The 22,037-nt window shown below is 66.6% G+C and carries 29 protein-coding genes; 4 read left to right on the top strand and 25 right to left on the bottom strand.

The genetic code is table 11. The features are described from left to right. Nucleotides 1-43: 43 nt before the first annotated feature. Together VFV09_12095 and VFV09_12090 are read right to left on the bottom strand one after the other, a co-directional pair. Nucleotides 44-1,204, bottom strand: a complete 1,161-nt coding sequence (locus VFV09_12095; GenBank protein HEU4868454.1) for a GuaB3 family IMP dehydrogenase-related protein — start codon at nt 1,202-1,204, stop codon at nt 44-46. Nucleotides 1,205-1,319: 115 nt separating this feature from the next. Further along, the gene (locus VFV09_12090) at nt 1,320-1,688 is read right to left on the bottom strand and encodes a hypothetical protein (protein ID HEU4868453.1); all 369 of its coding nucleotides are present in this window, start codon (nt 1,686-1,688) and stop codon (nt 1,320-1,322) included. A 98-nt stretch (nt 1,689-1,786) separates the two neighbouring features. Here VFV09_12090 and VFV09_12085 point away from each other — a divergent pair, with 98 nt between their 5' ends. Continuing rightward, a complete protein-coding gene (locus VFV09_12085; GenBank protein ID HEU4868452.1) occupies nt 1,787-2,926 on the top strand; it encodes a peptidoglycan DD-metalloendopeptidase family protein in 1,140 nt (379 codons plus the stop codon). Nucleotides 2,927-2,983: 57 nt separating this feature from the next. Here VFV09_12085 and groES read toward each other — a convergent pair whose 3' ends face one another. The 3 genes from groES to VFV09_12070 form a co-directional block, all read right to left on the bottom strand. Beyond that, nucleotides 2,984-3,268 carry a co-chaperone GroES gene (groES, locus tag VFV09_12080; protein HEU4868451.1) on the bottom strand — a complete coding sequence of 95 codons (285 nt, stop codon included), beginning with the start codon at nt 3,266-3,268 and terminating at the stop codon, nt 2,984-2,986. 82 nt (nt 3,269-3,350) lie between these two features. Continuing rightward, nucleotides 3,351-4,400 (bottom strand): hypothetical protein, encoded by a 1,050-nt coding sequence (locus VFV09_12075; GenBank protein HEU4868450.1) that lies wholly within the window; start codon nt 4,398-4,400, stop codon nt 3,351-3,353. A 16-nt stretch (nt 4,401-4,416) separates the two neighbouring features. Further along, nucleotides 4,417-4,566 carry a hypothetical protein gene (locus tag VFV09_12070; GenBank protein ID HEU4868449.1) on the bottom strand — a complete coding sequence of 50 codons (150 nt, stop codon included), beginning with the start codon at nt 4,564-4,566 and terminating at the stop codon, nt 4,417-4,419. Nucleotides 4,567-4,642: 76 nt separating this feature from the next. On the opposite strand from VFV09_12070, the gene VFV09_12065 reads away from it, so the two are divergent. Both VFV09_12065 and VFV09_12060 read left to right on the top strand, forming a co-directional pair. Next, nucleotides 4,643-5,263 carry a DsbA family protein gene (locus tag VFV09_12065; protein HEU4868448.1) on the top strand — a complete coding sequence of 207 codons (621 nt, stop codon included), beginning with the start codon at nt 4,643-4,645 and terminating at the stop codon, nt 5,261-5,263. Nucleotides 5,264-5,349: 86 nt separating this feature from the next. Continuing rightward, the gene (locus tag VFV09_12060; protein ID HEU4868447.1) at nt 5,350-6,498 is read left to right on the top strand and encodes an SAM-dependent methyltransferase; all 1,149 of its coding nucleotides are present in this window, start codon (nt 5,350-5,352) and stop codon (nt 6,496-6,498) included. A gap of 55 nt (nt 6,499-6,553) precedes the next feature. Here the strand turns inward: VFV09_12060 and tsaD are convergent, their stop codons facing one another. The 20 genes from tsaD to infA all read right to left on the bottom strand — a co-directional run bounded on the left by tsaD (nt 6,554) and on the right by infA (nt 20,903). Continuing rightward, nucleotides 6,554-7,690, bottom strand: coding sequence for a tRNA (adenosine(37)-N6)-threonylcarbamoyltransferase complex transferase subunit TsaD (gene tsaD, locus VFV09_12055; protein HEU4868446.1), 1,137 nt, complete (start codon nt 7,688-7,690; stop codon nt 6,554-6,556). Then, the gene (rimI, locus tag VFV09_12050) at nt 7,683-8,249 is read right to left on the bottom strand and encodes a ribosomal protein S18-alanine N-acetyltransferase (protein ID HEU4868445.1); all 567 of its coding nucleotides are present in this window, start codon (nt 8,247-8,249) and stop codon (nt 7,683-7,685) included. The genes tsaD and rimI overlap by 8 nt, the downstream gene beginning before the upstream one ends. Next, the gene (tsaB, locus tag VFV09_12045; protein HEU4868444.1) at nt 8,249-8,953 is read right to left on the bottom strand and encodes a tRNA (adenosine(37)-N6)-threonylcarbamoyltransferase complex dimerization subunit type 1 TsaB; all 705 of its coding nucleotides are present in this window, start codon (nt 8,951-8,953) and stop codon (nt 8,249-8,251) included. The genes rimI and tsaB overlap by 1 nt, the downstream gene beginning before the upstream one ends. A gap of 3 nt (nt 8,954-8,956) precedes the next feature. Further along, a complete protein-coding gene (gene tsaE, locus VFV09_12040) occupies nt 8,957-9,535 on the bottom strand; it encodes a tRNA (adenosine(37)-N6)-threonylcarbamoyltransferase complex ATPase subunit type 1 TsaE (GenBank protein HEU4868443.1) in 579 nt (192 codons plus the stop codon). A gap of 1 nt (nt 9,536) precedes the next feature. Then, entirely contained in the window at nt 9,537-10,196 is a 660-nt protein-coding gene (locus tag VFV09_12035) for a uracil-DNA glycosylase (protein HEU4868442.1), read from the bottom strand. A 98-nt stretch (nt 10,197-10,294) separates the two neighbouring features. After that, complete coding sequence (alr, locus tag VFV09_12030) at nt 10,295-11,431, bottom strand: alanine racemase (GenBank protein ID HEU4868441.1); 1,137 nt, start codon at nt 11,429-11,431, stop codon at nt 10,295-10,297. Next, a complete protein-coding gene (locus VFV09_12025; protein HEU4868440.1) occupies nt 11,428-12,957 on the bottom strand; it encodes an NAD(P)H-hydrate dehydratase in 1,530 nt (509 codons plus the stop codon). The genes alr and VFV09_12025 overlap by 4 nt, the downstream gene beginning before the upstream one ends. A gap of 22 nt (nt 12,958-12,979) precedes the next feature. Beyond that, the gene (locus VFV09_12020) at nt 12,980-13,351 is read right to left on the bottom strand and encodes an STAS domain-containing protein (protein HEU4868439.1); all 372 of its coding nucleotides are present in this window, start codon (nt 13,349-13,351) and stop codon (nt 12,980-12,982) included. A 173-nt stretch (nt 13,352-13,524) separates the two neighbouring features. Then, complete coding sequence (gene glmM / locus VFV09_12015) at nt 13,525-14,850, bottom strand: phosphoglucosamine mutase (protein HEU4868438.1); 1,326 nt, start codon at nt 14,848-14,850, stop codon at nt 13,525-13,527. Nucleotides 14,851-14,887: 37 nt separating this feature from the next. Beyond that, complete coding sequence (locus tag VFV09_12010; protein ID HEU4868437.1) at nt 14,888-15,835, bottom strand: hypothetical protein; 948 nt, start codon at nt 15,833-15,835, stop codon at nt 14,888-14,890. Nucleotides 15,836-15,910: 75 nt separating this feature from the next. Next, complete coding sequence (gene rpsI, locus VFV09_12005; protein ID HEU4868436.1) at nt 15,911-16,309, bottom strand: 30S ribosomal protein S9; 399 nt, start codon at nt 16,307-16,309, stop codon at nt 15,911-15,913. Then, nucleotides 16,309-16,770 (bottom strand): 50S ribosomal protein L13, encoded by a 462-nt coding sequence (gene rplM / locus VFV09_12000; protein ID HEU4868435.1) that lies wholly within the window; start codon nt 16,768-16,770, stop codon nt 16,309-16,311. The genes rpsI and rplM overlap by 1 nt, the downstream gene beginning before the upstream one ends. 24 nt (nt 16,771-16,794) lie before the next feature. Next, nucleotides 16,795-17,541, bottom strand: coding sequence for a tRNA pseudouridine(38-40) synthase TruA (truA, locus tag VFV09_11995; GenBank protein HEU4868434.1), 747 nt, complete (start codon nt 17,539-17,541; stop codon nt 16,795-16,797). Nucleotides 17,542-17,564: 23 nt separating this feature from the next. Next, entirely contained in the window at nt 17,565-18,158 is a 594-nt protein-coding gene (rplQ, locus tag VFV09_11990; protein HEU4868433.1) for a 50S ribosomal protein L17, read from the bottom strand. Continuing rightward, the gene (locus VFV09_11985; GenBank protein ID HEU4868432.1) at nt 18,158-19,102 is read right to left on the bottom strand and encodes a DNA-directed RNA polymerase subunit alpha; all 945 of its coding nucleotides are present in this window, start codon (nt 19,100-19,102) and stop codon (nt 18,158-18,160) included. Before VFV09_11985 ends, rplQ begins: the two co-directional genes overlap by 1 nt. 35 nt (nt 19,103-19,137) lie before the next feature. Then, nucleotides 19,138-19,764: a 30S ribosomal protein S4 gene (gene rpsD / locus VFV09_11980; GenBank protein HEU4868431.1), complete on the bottom strand. Its 627-nt coding sequence runs from the start codon at nt 19,762-19,764 to the stop codon at nt 19,138-19,140. 3 nt (nt 19,765-19,767) lie between these two features. Beyond that, nucleotides 19,768-20,154 carry a 30S ribosomal protein S11 gene (gene rpsK, locus VFV09_11975; protein HEU4868430.1) on the bottom strand — a complete coding sequence of 129 codons (387 nt, stop codon included), beginning with the start codon at nt 20,152-20,154 and terminating at the stop codon, nt 19,768-19,770. Nucleotides 20,155-20,157: 3 nt separating this feature from the next. After that, on the bottom strand, nt 20,158-20,535 hold the full coding sequence (rpsM, locus tag VFV09_11970) for a 30S ribosomal protein S13 (GenBank protein ID HEU4868429.1): 378 nt from the start codon (nt 20,533-20,535) through the stop codon (nt 20,158-20,160). Continuing rightward, entirely contained in the window at nt 20,535-20,648 is a 114-nt protein-coding gene (gene rpmJ / locus VFV09_11965) for a 50S ribosomal protein L36 (protein ID HEU4868428.1), read from the bottom strand. Before rpmJ ends, rpsM begins: the two co-directional genes overlap by 1 nt. A gap of 12 nt (nt 20,649-20,660) precedes the next feature. Further along, nucleotides 20,661-20,903, bottom strand: coding sequence for a translation initiation factor IF-1 (infA, locus tag VFV09_11960; GenBank protein ID HEU4868427.1), 243 nt, complete (start codon nt 20,901-20,903; stop codon nt 20,661-20,663). Between the two features lie 352 nt (nt 20,904-21,255). Here infA and VFV09_11955 point away from each other — a divergent pair. Next, on the top strand, nt 21,256-22,037 hold a 782-nt coding region (locus VFV09_11955; GenBank protein HEU4868426.1), incomplete at its 3' end, for a hypothetical protein.

Raw genomic sequence — 22,037 nt, 5'->3', positions numbered from 1 at the left:
CCCCAACGTGAAGCCGGTGGGGGATCGTCTTAGGGCGGCAGAGCTAGGTGTAGTCGACGATCCCCTGGTGCTGCTGCGCGAACTTGCCTTCGGTCTTGATCGAGGGAGCGATCACGACCTCCGCCTTCTGGAAGTCCTTGACCGACTCGTAGCCGGTGGTCGCCATCGAGGTCCTAAGGGCGCCGAACAGGTTCATCGTGCCGTCGTTCAGGCTCGTCGGGCCGGTCAGGATCTGCTGCGCAGTCCCGAGCGGCGGGGCGGCGATCCGAACGCCCCGGGGAAGCCCGGAGTGGAAGGTGGCCATGCCCCAGTGGAAGCCCCGCCCCGGCGCCTCGACTGCTCGGGCCAGCGGTGAACCGATCATCACTGCGTCGGCCCCGCAGGCGATCGCCTTGGCTATGTCGCCGCCGGTGCGCATACCGCCGTCGGCGATGACCTGCACGTAACGGCCGGTTTCGTCGAGGTGGCGCATGCGGGCGCCGGCTGCGTCGGCGATGGCAGTCGCCTGCGGCACACCGATGCCCAGCACCTGGCGTGAGGTGCAGGCGGCGCCCGGTCCGACGCCGACCAGGATGCCGATGGCGCCGGTTCGCATCAGGTGGAGCGCCGGCTGGTAGGAGGCGCACCCGCCGACGATGACCGGAAGGTCGAAGGTGGCGATGAACTCCTTCAGGTTCAGCGGCTCGGACTGGGTCGACATGTGCTCGGCCGACACGACCGTCCCCTGGATCACCAGGATGTCCAGGTCCGCCTCCACGACGATGTGGGCGTACTCCCGCACCTTCTGGGGGGTGAGGCTGGCGGCTGCGGTGACGCCCCCGGCCTTGATCTCCGAGATCGCCCTGGCCATCAGGTCCTCTTTGACCGGCTGCTGGTAAAGCTCCTGCATGCGGGCGGTGGCCGCGGCGGTCGGGAGCTCGGAGATCTCCTGCAGGATTGCATCGGCGTCCTCGTACCGGCTGTGCAGGCCCTCCAGGTTCAGCACGGCCAGCCCGCCGAGCTTGCCGATTAGCACTGCGCTGGCCGGGGAGACGACGGCGTCCATCGCCGAAGCCATCAGCGGCAGGTCGAAGCGGTAGGCGTCGATCTCCCAGGAGATGTCTACGTCATCGGGGTCCCGGGTGCGGCGGGAGGGAACGATTGCGATGTCGTCGAATCCATAGGCCTGGCGGGCCGACTTGCCAATGCCAATTACAGAATCCAAGGTATGGGTTCCAATCTGTGGGGGCCGGCACCGTACGCGGCCGATCTAGATATATACCACTGACTGGAGGCTTAAGAGCAAGCGGGGAAAAGCTCGGACCCCCTAGATGTTGGGGTCAGGCCATCTCCATACCGGTCATGTAGCCCCGAAGCTGCAGTCCGAAGATGAACAGCCCGGCCAGGGCGAAGGCCACCCACTCGAGCCCCTCGAGCTTTTTCGAATACTTGTGCGCCGCAATCAGGACCAGGATCGGGAACCCGCCGTAGATGAAGTGGAGGGGGTCGACGTCGCCCTCCCGGACCACCAGGAACATGATGGCGCCGACAATCAACTGGAGCCCCAGGCCGACCTGCGCCACGGCCAGGAGGCGGTAGTAGAGGGCGCCGGGGTCGGTGTTGCGGATCCACTGGACCATGCCCCAGAGAGCCAGCAGCAAAAAGATGCCGGCAATGACCAAGCCCAGGTACTGATGAATCTCGCGCACGAATCCCTCCCGATATCTACGAGAGCGACTCTACCCGAAGAGTCTTTCCGGCTCGCGAAACTTGACACCGCGCGCACCCCCGCCTAGGTTTCTTGCAGATGCATCCCCCAAACCCCCGCCAGGCCCGAATAGTCGTCCTCGTGCTGATCGCCACAATGATCAGTGCCGTCACCGCGTTTCCCACCCATGCGGCCGGCGAGTCGGAGAAGCTAAAAGCGACCAAAGCGCAGATCGCGGAGATCAAAAAGCGCCTCGCTGCAGCCAAGGGCAAAGAGGCCGAGATCGCCAAGGAGGTCGAGAACCTGGACAAGCAGGTCTCCGACCTCAACCGCCAGATCGAGAGCGGCCAGCACGACATCTCGTCGCTGGAGTCCGACATCCGCACGATGCAGGCCCAGATCGACCAGGTGCAGGCCCGGTTCAAGCAGGCGGCAGACGCATCCAACGCTCGGGCCAAGCGCCTCTACGTGCAGGGGCCGGCCGAATCCGTGGCCATGCTCTTCTCCGCCGACTCGATAGTCGAGCTGACCCGCCTGCAGTTTTTGATGGAGAAGTCCTCCGAGCAGGACTCCAAGATCATCATCGACACCTCACGGCTGCGTTCCGAGCTTCAGGAGAAGCAGGGCGAGCTGAACAAGATCAAAGGGAGCCTCACCGCGCAGAAGGAGTGGCTGAAGGCCCGCAAGGATCTCGCCGACTCCGCCCGGGCAGAGAAGTCCAAGGCGCTCTCGAGCGTGCAGGCGGAGATCGCCAAGACCCAGGCCCACGTCGACGGCCTGGAGCGTGACAGCAAGACTCTGGAGGCCGCACTGCGGAGGAGCAGTTCGAGCTCCCGTGGGGGCAGCACGGCCTCCGGCGAGGGAGGCGCCGCCTCCTCCCAGGGATTCGTCCGCCCCGTCTCAGGACGCGTGACCTCTCCCTACGGCCGGCGCTGGGGACGGGCGCACACCGGCGTCGACATGGACGGCAACACCGGCGACCCCATCCGGGCCGTCAAGGACGGAACCGTACTCGGCGTCTCCTGCGGCGGCGGCTACGGGCTGTGCACCCTGGTCGACCACGGCGGCGGCATCGTCACCCTCTACGCCCACATGAGCCGCAAGTCGGTTTCGGGTGGTCGGGTGTCCCGGGGCCAGGTGATCGGCTACGTCGGGTGCTCAGGCTCCTGCACCGGGTCCCACCTGCACTTCGAGGTCCGCGTGAACGGCGCCCCCCGCAACCCCATGTCCTACCTCTAGGCCGGTTTCGGGCATTAAAAAACCCCGCCCTTAGGCGGGGTTTTTGAATCGAAACCTTTAGCTGACGATGGCGAGAACGTCACGCTCGTTCAGCATCATGAACTCTTCGCCGCCGACCTTGACCTCGGTGCCCCCGTACTTGGAGAACAGCACACGGTCGCCTTCCTTGACGTCCAGGGGAACGCGGGTTCCGTCCTGGTAGGAGCCCGGTCCAACTGCGACCACGGTGCCCTCTTGCGGCTTCTCCTTGGCGGTGTCCGGAATTACCAGACCCGACGGAAGCGCATTCTCCGTCTCTTCAATCTTGATAAGTACGCGATCTCCAAGTGGCTTGAGACCCATAAAAAACCTCCTATGGCTAAATCGGCTCAGGAGCGGACGGAAACTCGCTCGCTGTCAGATTAGCACTCTAAGTCTGTGAGTGCTAATGAGCCATCTGTGTCAGCAGGATACCCAGGGCCAGTGACGCCAGCAGCGCCAGAAGGAACAAAGCCACCAAAACCGGCGGCACCCGACGTGAGGCAACCCTCCGGGCACCGGCCGAGGGCCGGGAGGCCGGAACGCTCGGCGACGCCGGTACCGGTGTTGGCGCAGCTGCGGCTTTGGGATCCGCCCGCTGTGACTCCCGGCCGGCGGGGGACGCCGCCTGGGTGGGGGCCCCGGTCGGTTCCCTGACCTGCTCGTAGCCCTCGATCGTCAGGATGCGGCCCTTGCGCCGGTTCCACGTCTCGCGCAGAACCCCTGACAGGGAGACCAGGGGTGTCGGGTCGTTCCGGACGTCGTCCAGCATCCGGTCGGCCAACCCCTCCTCGAGGCGCAACCCTCCCTTTCGTGCCGGCCCTTCGATCACCTCACGCAGCTCCTCGTCAGACGGCCGACCCACCAGCACGTGGTTCTCACTGATGGCCGAGGCCAGCCAGGGAACAGCCGAGCAGGGCCCGTAGAACTCGGTGCCGATACACAGGATCATCCGGACGCTCTGCTCGGAATCGAGCGCCTCCAGCACGCTGAGGAAGGCCCCCCGCTCGGCCGGGTCGGTGGCTGCGGTGAACACGGTTTCGAACTGGTCGACAACCAGGACGCCTTCCCGGACGAACCTGGTCGCCGCCGTTCCGGGCGCCTCCTCCAGCGAGAAGATGTCGGGCAGCGGCTCCGCGGAGAGACGGCCCATGGCGCCCCAGAGCGCGTCCAGAGGGTGCGTGCCGGGGATAAACAAGCTCTGCGGCCAGCCGGCGCTTCCGGGAAGTGCATTCCGGGAGATTGCCGGCAGAAGACCCGCCCCGACCAACGACGACTTGCCGCACCGCGAAGGCCCGGCCACCACCAGCGTGGTCCGCTCCTGAACTCGGGAAACCAGTTGCGTTACGAGCTTGGTCCGGCCGAAAAACCAGCCGGCATCCTCGGCCTGAAAAACGGCCGGTCCACGGTAGGGGCAGAGCGGTGCGGTCACCTCGACGGCCTCCTCGGTTCGCATCCGTCCCTGTCGCAGACTAGGGGCTCGATGAGGGGGTTGCAGACGCGCTCGGGCTGCTCTCCGGCGGTGTTCCCTCGAGAACCGGGTTGTCGTTCCTCACACAGCCGGCCAGGAAGGCCAGCGCCAGCACCGGCGGCAGGAGCCGTTTCAGAAGCGCCCTGACCAAAAGTCGATCTCCTTGAGTGGCGGGCGTCGATCGTAGCAAACTCCATAGTTCTCCCCGTACCGGTATCTTTGGGCGGGTGGAGACGGAGCGGGAGATCATCTACGTCGGGGACCCGATGTGCTCGTGGTGCTGGGGCATCGCCCCCCAGCTGGACGAGCTGCAGCGCCGCCTGCCCGAAGCCGGGTTCCGGGTGATCACCGGAGGTCTCAGGCCCGGCCCCAACGCCCGGCAGATGGACGACGAGCTGGCCCGGCACCTGGAGCACGAGTGGACCCTGATCGAGCAGGCCACCGGGCAGCCGTTCGACCACTCCACGACCGCACGCCGGGACTTCCTGTACGACACCGAGCCGGCCTGCCGGGCGGTCGCCCTCATGCGACTGCTCGACGAAGCAAGAGCCTGGCCGCTGTTCAAGCGGATCCAGAAGGCGTTCTATGCGGAAGGGATCATTACGACCGACCTGGAAACACTGCTGCCCCTGGTTGCCGAAGTCGGCGGCGACGTGGAGGCGTTCCGGGCCGCATTCGACTCCGAGGAGTACCGGGACGCCGCGTGGGCCGACTTCACGGTCGCCCGGGAGTGGGGAATCACGAGCTTTCCGACGGTGATCGCCCGGGTGGGCGACCAGGGCCACCTGCTGACGATCGGCTACTCGAACGCCGACGTGATGAAGGAGCGTCTCCCGGCCGGGTTCTGACGGACGAAGCGCATTGCATTTACCTTCCACCGGCCAAGGGCCTCTCGGATATGTCGGCCTTGCCTGTCGAGCAGCGGAGCGGTTCAATGGGATGCGTGAAGAGCGCCGCCGCCCCCGCGCCCCCCCGCCGCCCGACTCAGCCGCGCCCGCCCGAGGACATGTTGTCGGAGCTCGAGTCCCTGCTCACCAGAACCGGCCCCATCACCTTCGACCGTTACCTGCAGCTGGTGCTTTACCACCCGGTGCACGGCTATTACGCAAACCGGGTCCCCGGCAGAGGCGTCTCCTATGAGACCTCCGCCTCGATCGGCCCCGAGTTCGGCGAGATGGTCGCCGTCGAGCTCCGGGCGATGTGGGAGGCTCTCGGCCGTCCCGATCCGTTCACAATCACCGAGTTCGGCGCCGGTCTGGCGGGACTGGCCGAGGGAGCGATCCGGTCCGCCGGGCCTCTCCTTGAGGCCCTGCACTGGCGCATCGTCGAGCAGTTCGACTCGGTGGCCCGCATGCAGCGGGAGCACCTGGGGCCTGCGGCGCGGCACGTCGAGTGGGTCTCGTCGCTGGAAGGCCCACCGACGGTCGGCTGCGTCCTGGGCAACGAAGTGCTCGACAACTTCCCGTTCCATCGATTCCGCAAGACCGACGGCAGGATTCAGGAGGTCTGCGTCGCCTGGAGGGACAACCGGTTGGTGGAAACTGTCCGGCCGCCGTCGTCCGAGGCGATGACCTCACCGGTTCTCCCCTTCCAGGCGCAGCTGAACGAGGGCGACAGCTTCGAGATCCGTCCCCAGATCGCCGATTGGTGTAGGGCCGTCAGCGCGGCGCTCTCTCGCGGGTACCTGCTGATAATCGACTACGGGGACGAGGAGCCCGACATCTGGCTGAGGGGGCCTCGCGGCACTGTGGCCACCTATTCGGGTGCGGGCCGGGGTTCCGAGCCGCTGGAGGAGCCCGGTCGACAGGACATCACCGCCGACGTGGACTTCTCGGGGCTCGACCGGGGAGCCAGGGCGGCCGGGCTCAACTTCGAGCTTCTCTCGCTGCAGAGCTACTGGCTGGCTTCGCTCGGCGCCGGCGAGCGCGCCTCCCAGCTGGCTGCGGAAGCGCAGATCGCCGATGCGTTCGGGTGGCGCGCCGACTGTCAGGTGCTCGAGGGCTCACGGACCAGGCTCCTCCGGCTCACCGACCCGGCCGGCCTGGGAGGGTGCCTGGTGTACCGGGCCTCGAAGGGTTTCTAGGACCCGCAAGAACAAGCGATGCTCACAGGCGGATGGGCAAATGATCCGGGCGAAGCTACGCCAGGTGCAGGTTCGGATCCGGGTCGATGTTCGGGTCCGCCCGGATCCCGCGCTGGAACCGGTAGTGGCCGCAGCAGGCGACCATCGCCGCGTTGTCGGTGCAGTAGACCGGCGACGGGAAGAACAGGCGCAGGTCGTTCTCCTCGCACATCACCGTCATCAGCTCACGCAGGCGTGAGTTGGCGGCCACCCCCCCGGAGACGAAGACGTTCGTCACGTTGTACTCCTGGGCCGCCTTGATCGTCTTGTGGACCTGGACGTCGACCACCGCCTCCTGGAACGAGGCGCAGACGTCGGCCAGGTTGATCTCGTTGCCCGCCTCCTCCTGTTTGCGGATGTAGTCCCGCACCGAGGTCTTCAGGCCGGAGAACGAGAAGTCGTAGCCCTTCTTCATCATCGCCCGGGGGAACCTGATTGCCCGCTTGCTGCCTCCTAGCGCCATCTGGTCGATGGCCGGGCCGCCCGGGTAACCGATGCCGAGATAGCGAGCGATCTTGTCGAACGCCTCGCCGGCGGCGTCGTCCAACGTCTCCCCCAGCACCTCGTACAGCCCGTGGGCCGGCATGTGGACCAGCAGCGTGTGGCCTCCGGACACGATCAGGCCGATACAGGGCGGCGCAAAGTCGGGGTGCTCCAGGAAGTTGGCGTAGATGTGGGCCTCGAGGTGGTTGATCCCCAGCAGGGGGACCTCCAGGACCGACGCCAGCGCTTTGGCCGCCGCCACTCCGACGATCAGCGACCCGACCAGGCCCGGTCCAACCGTCACCGCGATCGCCGACATGTCCCAGAGCGTCACGTCTGCCTTCCGCAGGGCCTCGGCGATCGCCGGGTTCAGCGCCTGGACGTGGGCCCGGGAGGCGACCTCGGGGACCACACCGCCGTACTTGCTGTGCAGGTCGGCCGACGACGAGATGATGTTCGCCAGCACCTGGTCGCCGCCCCGAAGGATCGCCACGCCGGTCTCGTCGCACGACGTCTCGATGCCTAGGATCATGGTCTGCTCGTCGAACTTCTCCAGCTCGTCGATCTCGGTCTCGGTCTGGATGATCATGTCGACGTCGAGGTCGCCCACGAGGTCGGGGATGTCGACCTTCGGGATGTCCACCGAGGGTGGTGATACCTCGCTAGCCACCGGCGATCTCCCTTCGTCCGCTTCCCCGAGCCGCCAGCTTCGCACGCATCCGGTCGAGCATCTCTGCGTACTCCGGCCCGTCGGTCTGGTCCACCCACATCACGATCGCATCCTCACCGGTCTCCACGTAGTAGCCGGGGCGAAGTCCCACCGGCCGGAACCCGAACTTCTCGTACATGTTCTGCGCGGCGTAGTTGGAGCGGCGCACCTCCAGCGACAGCGTCCGGGCGCCCCTCTCGATGGCGGCGTCCAGCAGGCCGATCATCATCTTGGTCCCCACGCCGGTGCGGTGGTAGACGGGGTCGACGGCAATTGTGGTGATGTGAGCCTCCAGGCCCGAGGTGATCAGGCCGCCGTAACCGATGACGTCGCCCTCGTAACGGGCCGCCAGGTAGATCCGGTCCGCCCGGCGGACTATCTCCTGGAGGAACAGCGCCGAGCTCCACGGGCGCGGGTAGACCTGGGCCTCGATCCTCATCACCTGCCGGACGTGGCGCCGGCGCATCGTGACCAGCTCCACGCGGCTGAGATCCAGCTCCTGGGGGTTCGCCAGAGCCATCAATTGTTACCTGCGGCTTTCTTTTCCCAGTTGATCTCGGCGTCCGAGCGGCGCATGTACAGCGGCTCGAGGTCGAACAGGCGGTCGTAGTCCTCCCGGTACAGCCGGGGCAGGGCCAGCTCGACGAGCGATGCCGCCCCGGGAAATGCGTTGGCCATCGATCCGAACTCCACCTTGTGGGCGCCGTCCAGCCGTTCCCGGTAGAGCAGGGCGCCGTTGCCGACAAGCAGGAAGTCGTCTTTGCTCCCCTCCATCTCCGCCAGCAGCCGTTCCGGGCTTCCCACCACGTAGCTGCTCTCCCGAGTTATGCCCCCGGGCACCTGGCGGTAAAACGCGAAGAAGACCTCCTTGCGCTTGGCGTCGATCACCGGGCAGATCAGCTTGTTCGAGTACCGGACGTCGAACGCCAGAAGGTCGAGCGACGACACGCCGATGATCGGCACCGAGAGGGCCTGCGCCAGTGTCTTGGCGGTAGCCACGCCCACCCTGAGGCCGGTGTACAGCCCGGGGCCGAGCCCCACGGCGATCGCCGACAGGTTCCGGTAACTGAGGTCGGCCTCCTTCATCAGGAACTCGACGGCCGGCAGGATGAACGACCCATGGCTCACGCCGCGGGAGACCAGGCACGAGCCGATGATCCCCTGCTCCGACCCGATGGTCACCGAGGCGGCTGGCGTCGACGTCTCTATCCCCAGAACCAGCATCAGTTAATTGTTCCGTCCGGATTCGGTGGGGCTTCCCGGCTCGAAGTCCTGGCCGATGCGGGGCCCCTGGGCCCGGGTGGAGACGCCCAGGCCCTCGACCATCTTTTTGATCGAGGCCATCCGGCCCGCCCACGGCGTCCCCTTGCCGGTGAGGGTGATGTTGCGGACGTCGCCGCCCTCGTGGACCAGCTCGATCGTCAGGTGGTCCTGGGGCAGCAGAGGCTCTACCTTGTCCCCCCACTCGACGACCACCACGTAGGACGGGTCGAAGTACTCGTCGATGCCGAGGTCGATGACCTCCTGGACCTTGCCCAGACGGTAGACGTCCAGGTGCATCAGCGGGAAACGCCCGCCCTGGTACTCCTTCATCAGCACGAAGGTCGGCGAGGTGACCCGCTCCACGATGCCCAGGCCGTGGGCCAGGCCCTGTACGAAGGTGGTCTTCCCGGCCCCCAGGTCGCCGGACATCACCAGGACGTCGCCCGGAACCAGCAGCGGCGCCAGCAGCCCGCCGAGGCTTTGGGTCTCCTCGGAGGAGTGGGATTTAATCGTGAGCTTCTTGGGTCTCGGGGAAGTGGCCAATTTAAAAAAGCGAGTCCTGCTGGACCAGCGCCTCGACCACCGGAACGGGCGCCGGGACCGGCGCCACGGCAACAGGAGGCGGGGCCGGGGGTCGTTTGCCCTTGGCGAGCTCGGAGGAGACCAGTTTGAAGTCGGAGCGGAGCAGGGCGAACTGGGGTGAGGTGACACCGCCCGAGTGCAGGGCGGCCGCCGGGTGGAAGGTGGGGATCACCTTGGCGCCGAACGCCCGGAATATCTGGCCCCGCGCCCGGGTGATCGAAATCTGGCGCTCCAGGATGAACCGGGTTGCGAAGTTGCCGAGGGTGACGATCACGGTGGGCTTGATGAAATCGATCTGAGCTCTGAGGTAGGGGCTGCAGGTGGCGATCTCGTCGGCCTCGGGGTTACGGTTGCCCGGCGGCCGGCACTTGATGACGTTGCAAATCACACATTTACCCCTGTCGAGCCCGATGGAGTCGAGAAGCTGGTCCAGCAGCTTTCCGGCGGCGCCGACAAAGGGCCTGCCGATCTTGTCCTCGTTCATGCCGGGGGCCTCGCCGACGAACATCAGGTCCGAATCCGGGTTGCCGTCCAGCCAGACGACCTGCGTCCGGGTGGCCGACAGGCGGCAGCGGGTGCATCCGAGGGCCTCGACCTTTGCCTCATCGAGCGTCTGCCACACAACACATCACCCCCAACCGAAACCGAACCCAAGGCGCGACGTATCTAGTCCCCACCCGTTCCCTAGATGATAGCGACTGGGCAGTTCCTAGGAGTCCACTACCGGTTCAGGTAGACCCGCCGCACCCGGGCGCTGATGCCGCAGACCACCTCGTAGGGAATCGTCTCGAGCTTGTCCGCCATCTCCTGGGCCGTGACCTCCTCGTCGCCCTGGCGGCCGAGGATCACCACCTCGTCGCCGACCTGCAGCTCGTCGTCGCCTGCGTCGACCAGGAAGTGGTCCATGGTGATGGTCCCCGAGATCCGGTAGCGCTTGCCCCGGATGAGCACCTCGCCGGAGTTGGTCAGCGCCCGGCGCAGCCCGTCGGCGTAGCCGCAGGGGATCGTGGCAACCCACCCGTCCCGGCTCAACGTGTAGCGCTGCCCGTAGGAGATCGACTCCCCCGCCGGCAGGCGTTTGACCATCCCGACCCGGGACTTGAGGCTCATTGCCGGCTCCAGCTCCAGAGTCTCGGACAGGGCGGGCGACGGGTAGATGCCGTAGCTGGCGATCCCGGTCCTCACCAGGTCCAGATGCGCCTCCGGGAAGGTCAGGGACCCGGCCGAGTTCGACATGTGGCGGATCAGGCCCTCGGTCCGGCTGCCCAGCCCGTCGAGCAGCTCACCGAACAGCTTGTGCTGCTGCGACGTGAAGGAGTTCGACACGTCCTCCGCCACCGCGAAGTGGGTCCAGATGCCTTCGAGCTCCACCCCGTCCAGAGAGCGCATCAGATCGATGAAACGCCCGGCGTCCTCGCAGGGCACCCCATACCGGTGCATGCCGGTGTCGACCTTGAGGTGGCATCTGAGGCGCCCTGAAGGCCCGGCCTGCTCCGACCAGGCCCGGGCGGCCTCCTCGGTGTAGATCGTCGGCGTGAGGTTGTACTCGGCGGCTGCAGGCAGGGCGTTCAGCGGAGGCTGGGCGAGCAGAAGAATCGGCCGGTCGACCCCCGCCCGCCGCAGGGCGGCCCCCTCCTCTACCCGGGCGACCCCCAGCCAGTCGGCGCCGCCGTCGATTGCGGCCCCTGCCGCCTCCACCTCGCCGTGGCCGTAGGCATTGGCCTTCACGACCGCCAGCAGCAGCGTGCCGGGCGTGATCAGCCCCTTGATGCGGGAGACGTTGCGGCGGATGCAGGCAAGGTCGACCTCGGCCCAAAGGGCCAGGGCGCCGGTATCCAGATCGGGTCCGTTGTTCATGCCGTGGAGACCTGATGGATCACCAGGGGCAGTGCTTTCAGCAGGTCCCCGGCCACGACGCCACGCTCCCCCATCCACTCGGCCAGCGTGTCGCCGGCCAGCCCGTGGAGGCAGGCGCCCGCCCAGGCGGCCGTGAAGGCGTCGGTGCCGGCCGCCAGGGCGGCTATCACGCCGGTCAGCACGTCGCCCGAGCCCCCGGTGGCCAGCACCGGCCCTCCGGCGTCGACCATCACCGTGTGCCCGTCGGGACGGGCCACCACGGTGCGGGCGCCCTTCAGCAGAACCACGGCGCCGGTGCGCTCTGCCGCTTCCCGGACGGAGGCGATTCGGTTCGCGTCGATATCGGCCGGCGACCTGCCGAGCAGCCTCCCGAGCTCACCGGAGTGCGGGGTGAGGATCGTCGGGGCCCTGCGCTCCTTGAGCCTCTCCGGGTGGCCCTGGAAAGCCGAAAGGGCGTCGGCGTCGAGCACCACCGGTTGCTCCACCTCGCCCAGGACCTCGGTCACAAAGTTCATCGTCTCGGTATCTTTCCCAATTCCGGGGCCCAGAGCCACCACCTGCATCTGGGCGGCCAGCTCCAACACCTTGCCCACGCCTTCGAAGCTGAATGCTCCGTTGGCGGTGTCCGGCAAGCGGGCGGTGAGCGCCTCGATAACCTGCGGCCCGACCAGCCCGCCGATGCAATCCGGGACCGCCATACGAACCAGCCCCGCCCCGGCCCGAAGCGCCCCCGTGGCGGTGAGCACGACCGCTCCGGCCATCGACACCGACCCCGCGACCACCAGGACCTTGCCGACGCTGCGTTTGTGGGCGGTTGCCGGCCGGGGTGGAAGCGCCCGTCCAAGGTCGTCAGCGCCTGCCAGGTAGAGGTCGGTTTCCATCATCTCGTCCGGGATGCCGATGTCCTCGACGGTGACCCGCCCGGCGTAGCGGGCGCCGGGCTGCAGCAGCAGGCCGGTCTTCAGCGCAGCCAGGGTGAGCGTCCTCGAGGCCGAAACCGCCTCGCCTTCGACCAGTCCGGTTTCGCCGTTGACCCCAGACGGTATGTCGACCGCCAGCACGTGCACCGGATTGGCGTTCAGCACCGCGGCCGCCTCCGCCATCTGGCCTTTTAGGGAACCCTTGAACCCGGTCCCGAGCATGGCGTCGACCGCCAGGTCGGAGCGGTCCAGCTCCCGCTCCAGCCGCACGCCGTCGTAGGGCCAGGCCCTCACGCCCGAGCCCTTCATCTTGTCGAAGGCGTCGAGGGCGTCGCCCTTGAGGTCGGCAGGGTCCGCCATCAGTACCACGTTGCACGCCACCCCGCGGCGGGCCAGATAGGCGGCTGCGACGAACCCGTCGCCGGCGTTGTTCCCTTTGCCGCACAACACGGTCACCCTGCCCCCGTAGGTTCCGCCCAGCATCTCGACGGCCACCCGGCCGGCCCCCCGCCCGGCGCGATCCATCAGGTCCGCCGAGGGAATGCCGGAGTCAGCCGCAGCCTGGTCGGCCGCGGCCATCTGCGAGGGGGTCAGTACTTTTTGCACCCGCCCATTGTAGGGAGGGCTGTCAGGCGGGGGTTTTGACGCCTGCGGGCTCTTGCCTTGCGCTGCCGTTGAGGAGGTGTTTGCACCCGGTCAGGGTGAAAATCCGGCGGACGGCGGGCTGCGCGTTGGTGATGAACAGGTCGCGGTCGTCCCGGCAAGCCCGGTTGTAGGCCCCCAGCAGCACGGAGAGCCCCGAACAGTCCAGAAAGCGGACCTCGGCCATGTCGATGATCAGCGGGCCGGACCCGGCGATCTCAATGGGGGTGAGGGCGTCGCTCAGGATGTCGGCGGAACCCAGGTCCAGCTCCCCTTTGAGGTACAGGCTGGACGACCGATCGTTGTGCTGCGTGTCGACCAAGAAGTAGCCGTCGGCGGTGCGAGCGTTTGCGGGCAAGGGTGCGTCCTTATGGGAGGCCCAGTGTGACCGAGGTCCCTGAAGACTGGGGAGAGGCGGGCCGAACTGGTACCTAATTCGGTACCGGAAAGCTTATACCCAGCATCCACCGGTTCCACAAGGTTTCTCTAATGTTCTTGGCAGACTCTTAAGTAGAGCGCCGGGAACCGCCCTCAGAGCGCCTCGGCGGCGATCAAGGCCGCCAGACCTGCCGCCACCGAGTCGGCGGTCTGGGTGTCGGGTGCCTCAACCATCACCCGCACCAGGGGCTCGGTTCCGGATGGCCTGACCAGCACCCGGCCACGGTCGCCCATGTCCTTCTGCGCCGCCTCGACCGCGTCGGCGAGGGCCCTCGACGCACCGGCCCGGCGGGCGTCGGAGACCGGCACGTTCACCAGCACCTGCGGAAACTTCTCGACGACCGCCGCCAGCTCGGACAGCTTACGGCCCGACGAGACCATCAGCCCGGCGAGGCGAAGGCCCGTGATCAGGCCGTCGCCGGTGGTCGAAAACTTCGAGAAGATCACATGACCGGACTGCTCTCCGCCGATGGCGGCGCCCGTCTCACGCATCTTCTCCAGCACGTAGCGGTCCCCCACCGGCGTCTCCACGAGCTCGATCCCGGCGGCAGCCATCGCTCGCCGGAAGCCGAGGTTGGCCATGACCGTCGAGACCACCAGGTTGTTGTCGAGCTTTCCGGCTTCCTTCAGCTCGATTGCCAGAGCCGCGATCAGGCAGTCCCCGTCCACCACGCGGCCCTGCTCGTCGGCCGCGATTACCCGGTCGGCGTCTCCGTCGTGGGCCAGGCCGAGGTGGGCCCCGGTCGCCCGGACCCTGTCGACCAGCCCTCCCAGGTGCTGCGACCCGCACCCTGCGTTGATGTTCACGCCGTCGGGGTCGGCGTTGATGACGGTCACCTCGGCTCCCGCCCGTTGGAACGCTTCGGGGCTGGTGCGGAAGGCGGCTCCGTTGGAGCAGTCCAGGACCACACGAAGCCCCTCGAGGCTGCGGCCCTCCAGCGAGTCCAGCGCATGTTTGACGTACAGGTGGTGGGCGTCGGTGAGGGCGCCGCTGCTGCCCATCTCGGACCCGCTCGGGACGGCGTCGACCAGCGCTTCGATCCGGGACTCCTGCTCGTCGCTCAGCTTGAACCCGTCGCCCCCGAAAAACTTGATGCCGTTGTCGAGATAAGGGTTGTGGGAAGCCGAGATGACCGCCCCGGCGGAGGCCCCGAGGGTGGTGACCCAGAAAGCCACGGCGGGTGTCGGGACGACCCCGGCGTCTACAACCTCCGCCCCGGCCGACATGATCCCCGCCGCCAGTGCCGACTGCAGCATCGGCCCGGAAATCCGGGTGTCCCGCCCGATAACCACGCGTGGTCGCTTCCGGCCGGATGCCAGCTCGGTCGCCGCTGCCCGGCCGAGCCGCAGCGCCAGGTCGGGGGTCAGCTGGGAGTTGGCGACGCCCCGGACGCCGTCGGTGCCGAAAAGTTTGCCCATGGGTCGATCTTAGACCCGGCGGCAGCCGGGAACCCTGTCACTTCCCGGCCTGCTTCACCCGCGGGGCGCCGGTTGCCCAGGCGAGCAGCCCGTCACTTCGTTTGCGGACCAGCAGGTAGCCGGCGCCGCAGATGGCCAGCGGAAGAGGAATCAGTGCAAGTGCGATCGCCAGGCCGTTGGTCCCACCGGGAGGGGCCGCGGCCGGCTGGGCCGAGGCGGTGCGCAGCTTCGCAGGCGCCGGCAGAACCAGATCCGGAATTGGGGGAGGAGGCGCCAGGACCGGCGGCGGCTCCACCGGAACCGGCGCGGGGGCGGGCGGTGCGGGCACGTGAATCGGTGGAGGCGCGCTTCGCACGGTGGCGCCGAGGGTCGCCGGGTCGTGAAGCAGGCTGGAGACGTACGCCGCAGTCTCGGGGCTGCAGGGCCCGGACTCGCTGAGCGTGCGCAGGGTCGAGCCGGTCCAGACCCGGGCGACGCAGTCGGCCCACCCCTCACGGATGTCGCTGTACGACGGGGCGATGTCCATGAAGCCCTGCGGCGGCATCCCGATGACCGGGCTGACCAGGGCGAACGCGATCTGGTGTCCCATCTCGTGGGCAACGGTCGCCACGACCTCCTCGGCCGACCGGGTCATCAGCCGCGGCGACAGGATCGTGCGGCCGTCCAGGTAGGAGAGGGCCAGGTGCCCGCGGCCGGTGTTCCCGACCGTCCAGACCACACGCACCGACTCCCGCCACTCACGGGGGATACCCGTCTCCACCGCCCACTTCAGCCGGGCCTGGAGGTTGGCCGTGCCCGGATCGGGTCCCGTGCCGGAATCGGCAGTCAGCTGATCGAGGTTGAAGCCGCCGGTCTGGAACCGGGCGCTCACCGGATAGGCCCCCAGCACGATCAGCATCAGAACCAGTCCCAGAACGCGACGGAAAAACGCCGGTTTTCCGGCGCCGGGCACTGCAAGGAGGGGTGCTACCACTGCGCGTGACAAGTCGTCACATCCTAGGCGAAATCGAGAATAAGAAAAAGGCCGGGGAACCCCCGGCCCTTCTCGTAAGCTGCGTGCTTAACGCTTGGAGTACTGCGGCGCCTTGCGGGCCTTCTTCAAACCGTACTTCTTGCGCTCGATGATCCGGGAGTCCCGGGTCAGAAAACCTGCCTTCTTGAGCGCCGGCCGAAGCTCGGGGTCAAGCGCAATCAACGCACGGGAGATCCCGTGGCGAAGGGCGCCTGCCTGTCCGGCGGTGCCGCCGCCCTCGATGGTGGCGAGGATGTCGTAGTTCTTGGTCAGCTCGAGGATCTCGAGCGGCTCCAGGATCACCCGGCGAACCGCCAGGTTCGGGAAGTAGTCCGGCAGCGACCGGCTTCCGTTGATCACGAAGTTGCCCTCGCCCGGAATCAGGCGGACCCGGGCTACTGCTTCCTTGCGGCGTCCGGTTGCCCGGGCCAGTTCTTTGGTCGGCATTATTCGCCACCTCCTACACCCAGGGTGTTCTTGAGCACCAGAGGTTGCGGCTTCTGGGCTTGGTGCGGGTGCTCCGCACCTGCGTAAACGTTCAGCTTGCTCGCCATGGACCGGCCGAGCCGGTTGCTGGGCAGCATGCCCTTGATTGCCTTCTCGACGACGAGCGCCGGCCGCTGGGCCATGAGCTTGTCGTACTTCAGTTCTCGCAGACCGCCGGGATAGCCGGAGTGGCGGTACCAAACCTTTTGGTTGATCTTGTCGCCGGTCAGCCTCACCTTGTCGGCGTTGACGATCACGACGTGGTCCCCGGTGTCGAGGTGCGGGGTGAAGGTGGGCTTGTGCTTGCCGCGCAGCACGTGGGCCACCTGGGCGGCGAGGCGTCCGAGCACGAGACCCTCGGCGTCAACCACCCACCAGGCGCGCTCTATCTCTGATTGTTTTACGGAGTGTGTCTTCTGCATGTCATTCATCCTAGCGTCTCAGGCCTAAACCAACTCTTCGGGGTACTCCACCGAGACCAGGAAGAGGCCGTGCGGCGGTGCTACCGGTCCCGCTTGCGCCCGGTCACGGGCGTGCAGGATTCGGTCCATCTCATCGGGGCGAATCTTGCCAACTCCGACCTGCACCAGGGTTCCGACTATCGATCGGACCATCTGCTGGATGAAGGAGTTGGCGGTGATACGGATTGTGGTGAGGTCGCCGTCGTGCTCGATTTCGATCGACTCCACCCGGCGAACCGGGCTCTTGCCCTCCTCCACCCGGCCGAACGAGTCCCAGGCGTGCTCGCCCAGAAGCGACGCCGCCGCCTTGCCCATCTGCTCCCTATCGAGCGGGTACGGGAAGTGCCAGGTGGTGTGGCGGGCGAACGGGTCCGGCGTGGTGCGGGTGAAGATGCCGTACTCGTAGGTCCTGGCCACCGCGGAGAACCTGGCGTCGAAACCGGCCGGGGCCGGCTCTGCCGTCAGGATCGCGATGGCCGGACCGCACATCGAGTTCAGGCGGCCCCGAAGGTCCTCCGGGTCGACCGAGGCGTCGGTGCTGAACGACATGACCTGGCCCAGCGCGTGGACTCCGGCGTCGGTGCGTCCGGCTGCCGAGGTGACGATCGGGGCGCCGAGCACCTTGGCCATGGCGGCCTCGATGTTGCCTTGAACCGTCTCGACATCGGGCTGCCTGGCGAAGCCGTGGAACGGCGCGCCGTCGTAGGCAACAACCATTCGGTAGGTAGCCATCGGTCCGATGAGGCCCTTGGGGCCTACTCGCTCTCCTTAGATTCGTCGCTCGGGGCCTCGGCGGGAGCTTCCTCCACCGGGGTTGCCTTGGCTTCGGTCTCCTCAGCCTTGCCCGGAGCCGCGGAGTCGTCCGCGTCTTCGTCCTTGGCCTTGCGAGCGCGAGCCTTGGGCTTGCCGGCCTCCTCGGTGGTTTCGGTCTTCCGGCGGCCCAGGCGGCGCTTGCGAGCCGCCTCGGTCTCTTTCGGAGCGCCGGCCGACGGGGTCTCCTCGACGAACTCCAGGATTGCCATGGGCGCTGCGTCACCCTTGCGGGGGCCGAGCTTCAGGATCCGGGTGTAACCGCCGTTGCGATCGTGGAACCGCGGAGCCACCTCTGCGAACAGCTTGTGGATGATGTCGTCGTCGGTGATCCACTTCAGGGCCTGGCGGCGGGCGTGCAGCGTGTCCGTCTTGCCCAGGCTGACCAGCTTCTCGGCGTACGGCGCCACCAGCCTGGCCTTGGCCTCGGTGGTGCGGATCCGGTCCTCGACGATCAACGAAGCGATCATGCCCCTGATCAGGTGCTTCTGGTGGGTCGGCCCGGAGGCCAGGCGCGGTCCCTTGGTAGGAGTAGGCATTACCCGATGCTCCGCTGCTTGAGGCCCAGGCCGAGCTCGGCAAGCTTCTGCTTGACCTCGTCGATGGACTTCTGGCCGAAGTTGCGGATGTCGAGCAGGTCCTGCTCGCTCTTCTCCACCAGCTGGCCGATGTTGGTGACGCCTTCACGCTTCAGGCAGTTGTAGGAGCGGACGGAAAAGTCCATCTCCTCGATCGGCAGCGTGAGGTCGGTGCCGTCGCCCTCGGCGCCCGGCTCCGGTCCGAGCAGCAGGCCCGGGCCTTCCGCCAGCTCGGCGAACAGCGTGAACAGCTCCACCAGGGTCCGTCCTGCGGCCGACAGCGCTTCCTTGGCGGTAAGGCCGCCGTTGGTCTCGATGTCGACGATGAGGCGGTCGTAGTCGGTCTTCTGCTCGACACGGGTGGGCTCCACCGTGTAGGTCACCCGGCGTACCGGCGAGAAGATCGAGTCGACGGGGATGAGGCCGATTGGTGCGCCGGCGGGCTTGTTGCGCTCGCTGGACACGTATCCACGGCCCATCTCCACGGTCATCTCGATCTCGAGGCGGGCCCGCTTGTTGATGGTGCAGATGTGAAGGTCCGGGTTCAGGATCTCGATCCCGGCCGGAACCTCGATGTCGGCAGCGGTTACGTCCTGCGGGCCGTTCACGTTCAAACGGATGAACGCGCTGTCCTGCGACTCGGAACGCAGCACCAGCTGCTTGATGTTCAGGATTATGTCGGTGACGTCTTCCTTCACACCCGGGATGGTGGAGAACTCGTGCTGGACGCCCTGGATCTTGATGGCGGTCACGGCAGCGCCGGGGATGGAGGAGATCAGCGTGCGCCGAAGCGAGTTGCCGAGCGTGTAACCAAAGCCCGGCTCCAGAGGCTCGATGCTCACACGGGCGAAGTTTCCGTCCTCTTGAGAGTCGAAGCTGATCTGGGGGCGATGGACCACAAGCATGTTGGATTCCATGTAGAGATATGTCCTTCCTGGGGCTACTTCGAGTAGAGCTCGACGATCATCTGCTCCTGGACGGGAACGTCGATCATCTCGCGGGCCGGCTCGGCCATAACTGTGATTCGAAGCTCGCCAGCTTCGAGGTTCAGCCAGTCGGGGATGGTCCTTCCGGCGGCGTACGCGGCGGACTCGACGATTCTGTCGATGCCCTGCGAGCGCTGCCTGACCTCCACCTTGGAGCCCGGCTTGACGTGGTAGGAGGGGATATCGACTTTTTTGCCGTCGATCTGGAAGTGTCCGTGGCTTACGAGCTGGCGTGCCTGGGCACGGCTCATGGCCAGTCCACCGCGGTAGACGACGTTGTCGAGGCGGTGCTCCAGAAGCTGCAGGAGCTTGGCGCCGGTAACGCCCTTGGCCCGGGTGGCCTTGTCGTAGTACAGACGGAACTGCTTCTCACGGACACCGTAGATGCGGCGGGCCTTCTGCTTCTCACGAAGCTGCAGAAGGTACTCGCTCTCCTTGATGCGCCCGCGGCCGTGGTCGCCCGGAGGGTAGGGACGGCGCTCGATGGCGCACTTCGGGGAGTCGCAGCGGGTTCCCTTGAGATAAAGCTTCACTCGCTCCCGGCGGCAAAGCCGGCAGACGGGGTTTGGTTGATTAGGCACGCCTTATACCCTTCTTCGCTTGACGGGGCGGCATCCGTTGTGGGGGACCGGAGTTGCGTCCATGATCCCCAGGATCTCCAGGCCGGAGGCCTGCAGCGAGCGGATGGCAGTTTCCCGGCCGGAGCCGGGGCCCTTTACAAATACGTCGACCTTGCGAACGCCGTGGTCCTGCGCACGCTTGCTGGCTGCCTCGGCGGCCAGCTGTGCTGCAAAAGGAGTGGACTTGCGGGAGCCCTTGAAGCCGACGTTGCCCGCGGATGCCCACGACAGGGCGTTGCCTTCGAGGTCGGTGATGCAAACGATTGTGTTGTTGAAGGAAGACTTGATGTGAGCCTGCCCGTGAGGAACGTTCTTCTTTTCCTTGCGCTTTGGCTTCTTAGGTTTGGCCACGCCTTACTTCCCCTTCTTCCGCTTCATGCCCACGGTCTTCTTGGGTCCCTTGCGGGTCCGGCCGTTGGTGTGGGTCCGCTGACCGTGCACCGGGAGTCCACGGCGGTGCCGGATTCCCTGGTAGCAGCCGATCTCGACCTTGCGCTTGATGTTTTGAGCAACCTCGCGGCGCAGGTCGCCCTCTACCTGGAAGTTGCCCTCGATGTAACCGCGAAGGCGCATTACCTCGTCCTCGGTGAGATCCTTGACCCGCTTGTCACCGTCGACCATCGTGCCCTTGAGAATGGCCTGGGACCTGGTGGGCCCGACGCCGAAAATGTAGGTAAGACCGGTTTCCAGTCGCTTGTCCCGGGGGAGGTCGACGCCCGCTATACGAGCCATCAGCCCTGTACCTGCTTGTGGCGCGGGTTCGTGCAGATGACCCGCACGCGACCGTGGCGGCGGATGATCTTGCACTTCTCACACATCTTTTTCACGCTAGGTCTTACCTTCATTTGCGAAAAGTCCTATCTGTTCCGGAAGAGCCAGACGATGCGGCCCCTGGTCAAGTCATAGGGGGACATCTCCACCTCAACCCTGTCTCCAGGCAGCACCCGGATGTAGTTCATTCTCATTTTTCCGCCGATATGAGCCAGGACTTTGTGGCCGCCGGGGATCTCGACCCGGAACATAGCGTTGGGAAGCGGTTCAACGACCGTTCCCTCAACCCTTATGGGTGCTTCCTTGCCAGACTTGTCCTTAGTGGCCATATCCTCACTTAATTCCGGCTTCCCAGGTGCCACAGCCGCTAACATTCAGCGGGTTCAGGCTCCTTGCAGATCCAAGCTCTCAATTCTGTAGAGCATCGATCTTGGGACTACGCCGGAGGATTGGTTCTCCCGCCCAAATTCTTCTGGGCACGCGTCAAGCGTGCAGCCTTTGGCCGGAACTTGAAACTATACCAGCGATTGGCTTGCCCCGCCACGGCCGACACACAGCCGTCCAACCATTATGGACCCTCCCGCGCGGACTTTCCTCCGCCTGCTGTTACGAGGCCCCAGAACGGGAAAATGAGCCGCCGTCTGTTCCCATTTGCCCGGGTCAATGAGAGACTTCGGGTGGATGCGACGTTCGAGATTCCCGTCCAGACCGCCCCATCGCCCGGCAGCGGTGCTGGCGATCCTGGCTCTTGTGGCACTTCTGCCAGTTCAGAGCGCCTTCGGCGCGTCCAGCGACTCCCTGCAAAAGGAGCTGGACCGGCTGGCCGCCGACTACGGCAAGGTCGAGACGCAGCTGGCCCAGACCGAGGCCAAGCAAGCCTCCCTCACCAAGGAGCAGGAGAAGGCCCAGGCGACCATCGACGCCAAGTCGGCCGCCCTTCGGTCCCGTGCCGGCTACATGTACAAGTCCGGAGGCGCGACCACCATGCTGGGCCAGCTGCTGACGTCTGCCGACTTCGGCGAGTTCGTGAAGCGGATCCACTACATGGGCGTGCTCGGCGGGGACGACGCGCAGCTGATGGAGGAGCTGACCGTCGCCCAGGCCCGCAGCAACGAGGTGGCCGAGGAGCTACGCGCGGCGAAGGCCCGGCAGAGCCAGCTCGCCAAGAACCTCGACTCCCAGAAGGACGCGGTTCAGGGCCGCCTGGCGGATGCCAAGAGGCAGGAGGAACAAAAGCGCAAGGCAGCCGAGGAGGCGCTTCGGACCCAGAAGCTGAACGCCCAGCGGCGGGCCCAGCTGGAGGCGACGGCCAAAGGCGCCCCCAAGGTCTCGGCAGTCACCGCTCCCCTGGCCGGGGCCCCCAGGCTGTCGAGTGCCGGAAGGTTCGCCAAGTTCACCCTGCCGGTCACGCCCGCCGGGTTCGCCAACACCTGGGGAGCGGCCCGCTCGGGCGGTCGCAGCCA

Source organism: Actinomycetota bacterium (assembly GCA_035759705.1).
Lineage (GTDB): Bacteria > Actinomycetota > CADDZG01 > JAHWKV01 > JAHWKV01 > JAJCYE01.
The sequence above is the reverse complement of the archived record's forward strand: the minus strand, read 5'-3'. Positions and strand labels throughout refer to the sequence as shown.

Coding starts and splice junctions, on each gene's coding strand:
- rplM (HEU4868435.1), bottom strand. CDS start 16,770: ATGCAGAAGACACACTCCGTAAAACAATCAGAGATAGAGCGCGCCTGG.
- VFV09_12060 (HEU4868447.1), top strand. CDS start 5,350: ATGGGATGCGTGAAGAGCGCCGCCGCCCCCGCGCCCCCCCGCCGCCCG.
- glmM (HEU4868438.1), bottom strand. CDS start 14,850: ATGGGCAAACTTTTCGGCACCGACGGCGTCCGGGGCGTCGCCAACTCC.
- VFV09_11985 (HEU4868432.1), bottom strand. CDS start 19,102: ATGCTTGTGGTCCATCGCCCCCAGATCAGCTTCGACTCTCAAGAGGAC.
- rpsM (HEU4868429.1), bottom strand. CDS start 20,535: ATGGCTCGTATAGCGGGCGTCGACCTCCCCCGGGACAAGCGACTGGAA.
- truA (HEU4868434.1), bottom strand. CDS start 17,541: ATGGCTACCTACCGAATGGTTGTTGCCTACGACGGCGCGCCGTTCCAC.
- VFV09_12085 (HEU4868452.1), top strand. CDS start 1,787: ATGCATCCCCCAAACCCCCGCCAGGCCCGAATAGTCGTCCTCGTGCTG.
- tsaB (HEU4868444.1), bottom strand. CDS start 8,953: ATGCTGGTTCTGGGGATAGAGACGTCGACGCCAGCCGCCTCGGTGACC.
- rplQ (HEU4868433.1), bottom strand. CDS start 18,158: ATGCCTACTCCTACCAAGGGACCGCGCCTGGCCTCCGGGCCGACCCAC.
- rpsI (HEU4868436.1), bottom strand. CDS start 16,309: ATGCCGACCAAAGAACTGGCCCGGGCAACCGGACGCCGCAAGGAAGCA.
- rpmJ (HEU4868428.1), bottom strand. CDS start 20,648: ATGAAGGTAAGACCTAGCGTGAAAAAGATGTGTGAGAAGTGCAAGATC.
- rimI (HEU4868445.1), bottom strand. CDS start 8,249: ATGGCTCTGGCGAACCCCCAGGAGCTGGATCTCAGCCGCGTGGAGCTG.
- alr (HEU4868441.1), bottom strand. CDS start 11,431: ATGAACAACGGACCCGATCTGGATACCGGCGCCCTGGCCCTTTGGGCC.
- VFV09_12075 (HEU4868450.1), bottom strand. CDS start 4,400: ATGCGAACCGAGGAGGCCGTCGAGGTGACCGCACCGCTCTGCCCCTAC.
- groES (HEU4868451.1), bottom strand. CDS start 3,268: ATGGGTCTCAAGCCACTTGGAGATCGCGTACTTATCAAGATTGAAGAG.
- infA (HEU4868427.1), bottom strand. CDS start 20,903: ATGGCCACTAAGGACAAGTCTGGCAAGGAAGCACCCATAAGGGTTGAG.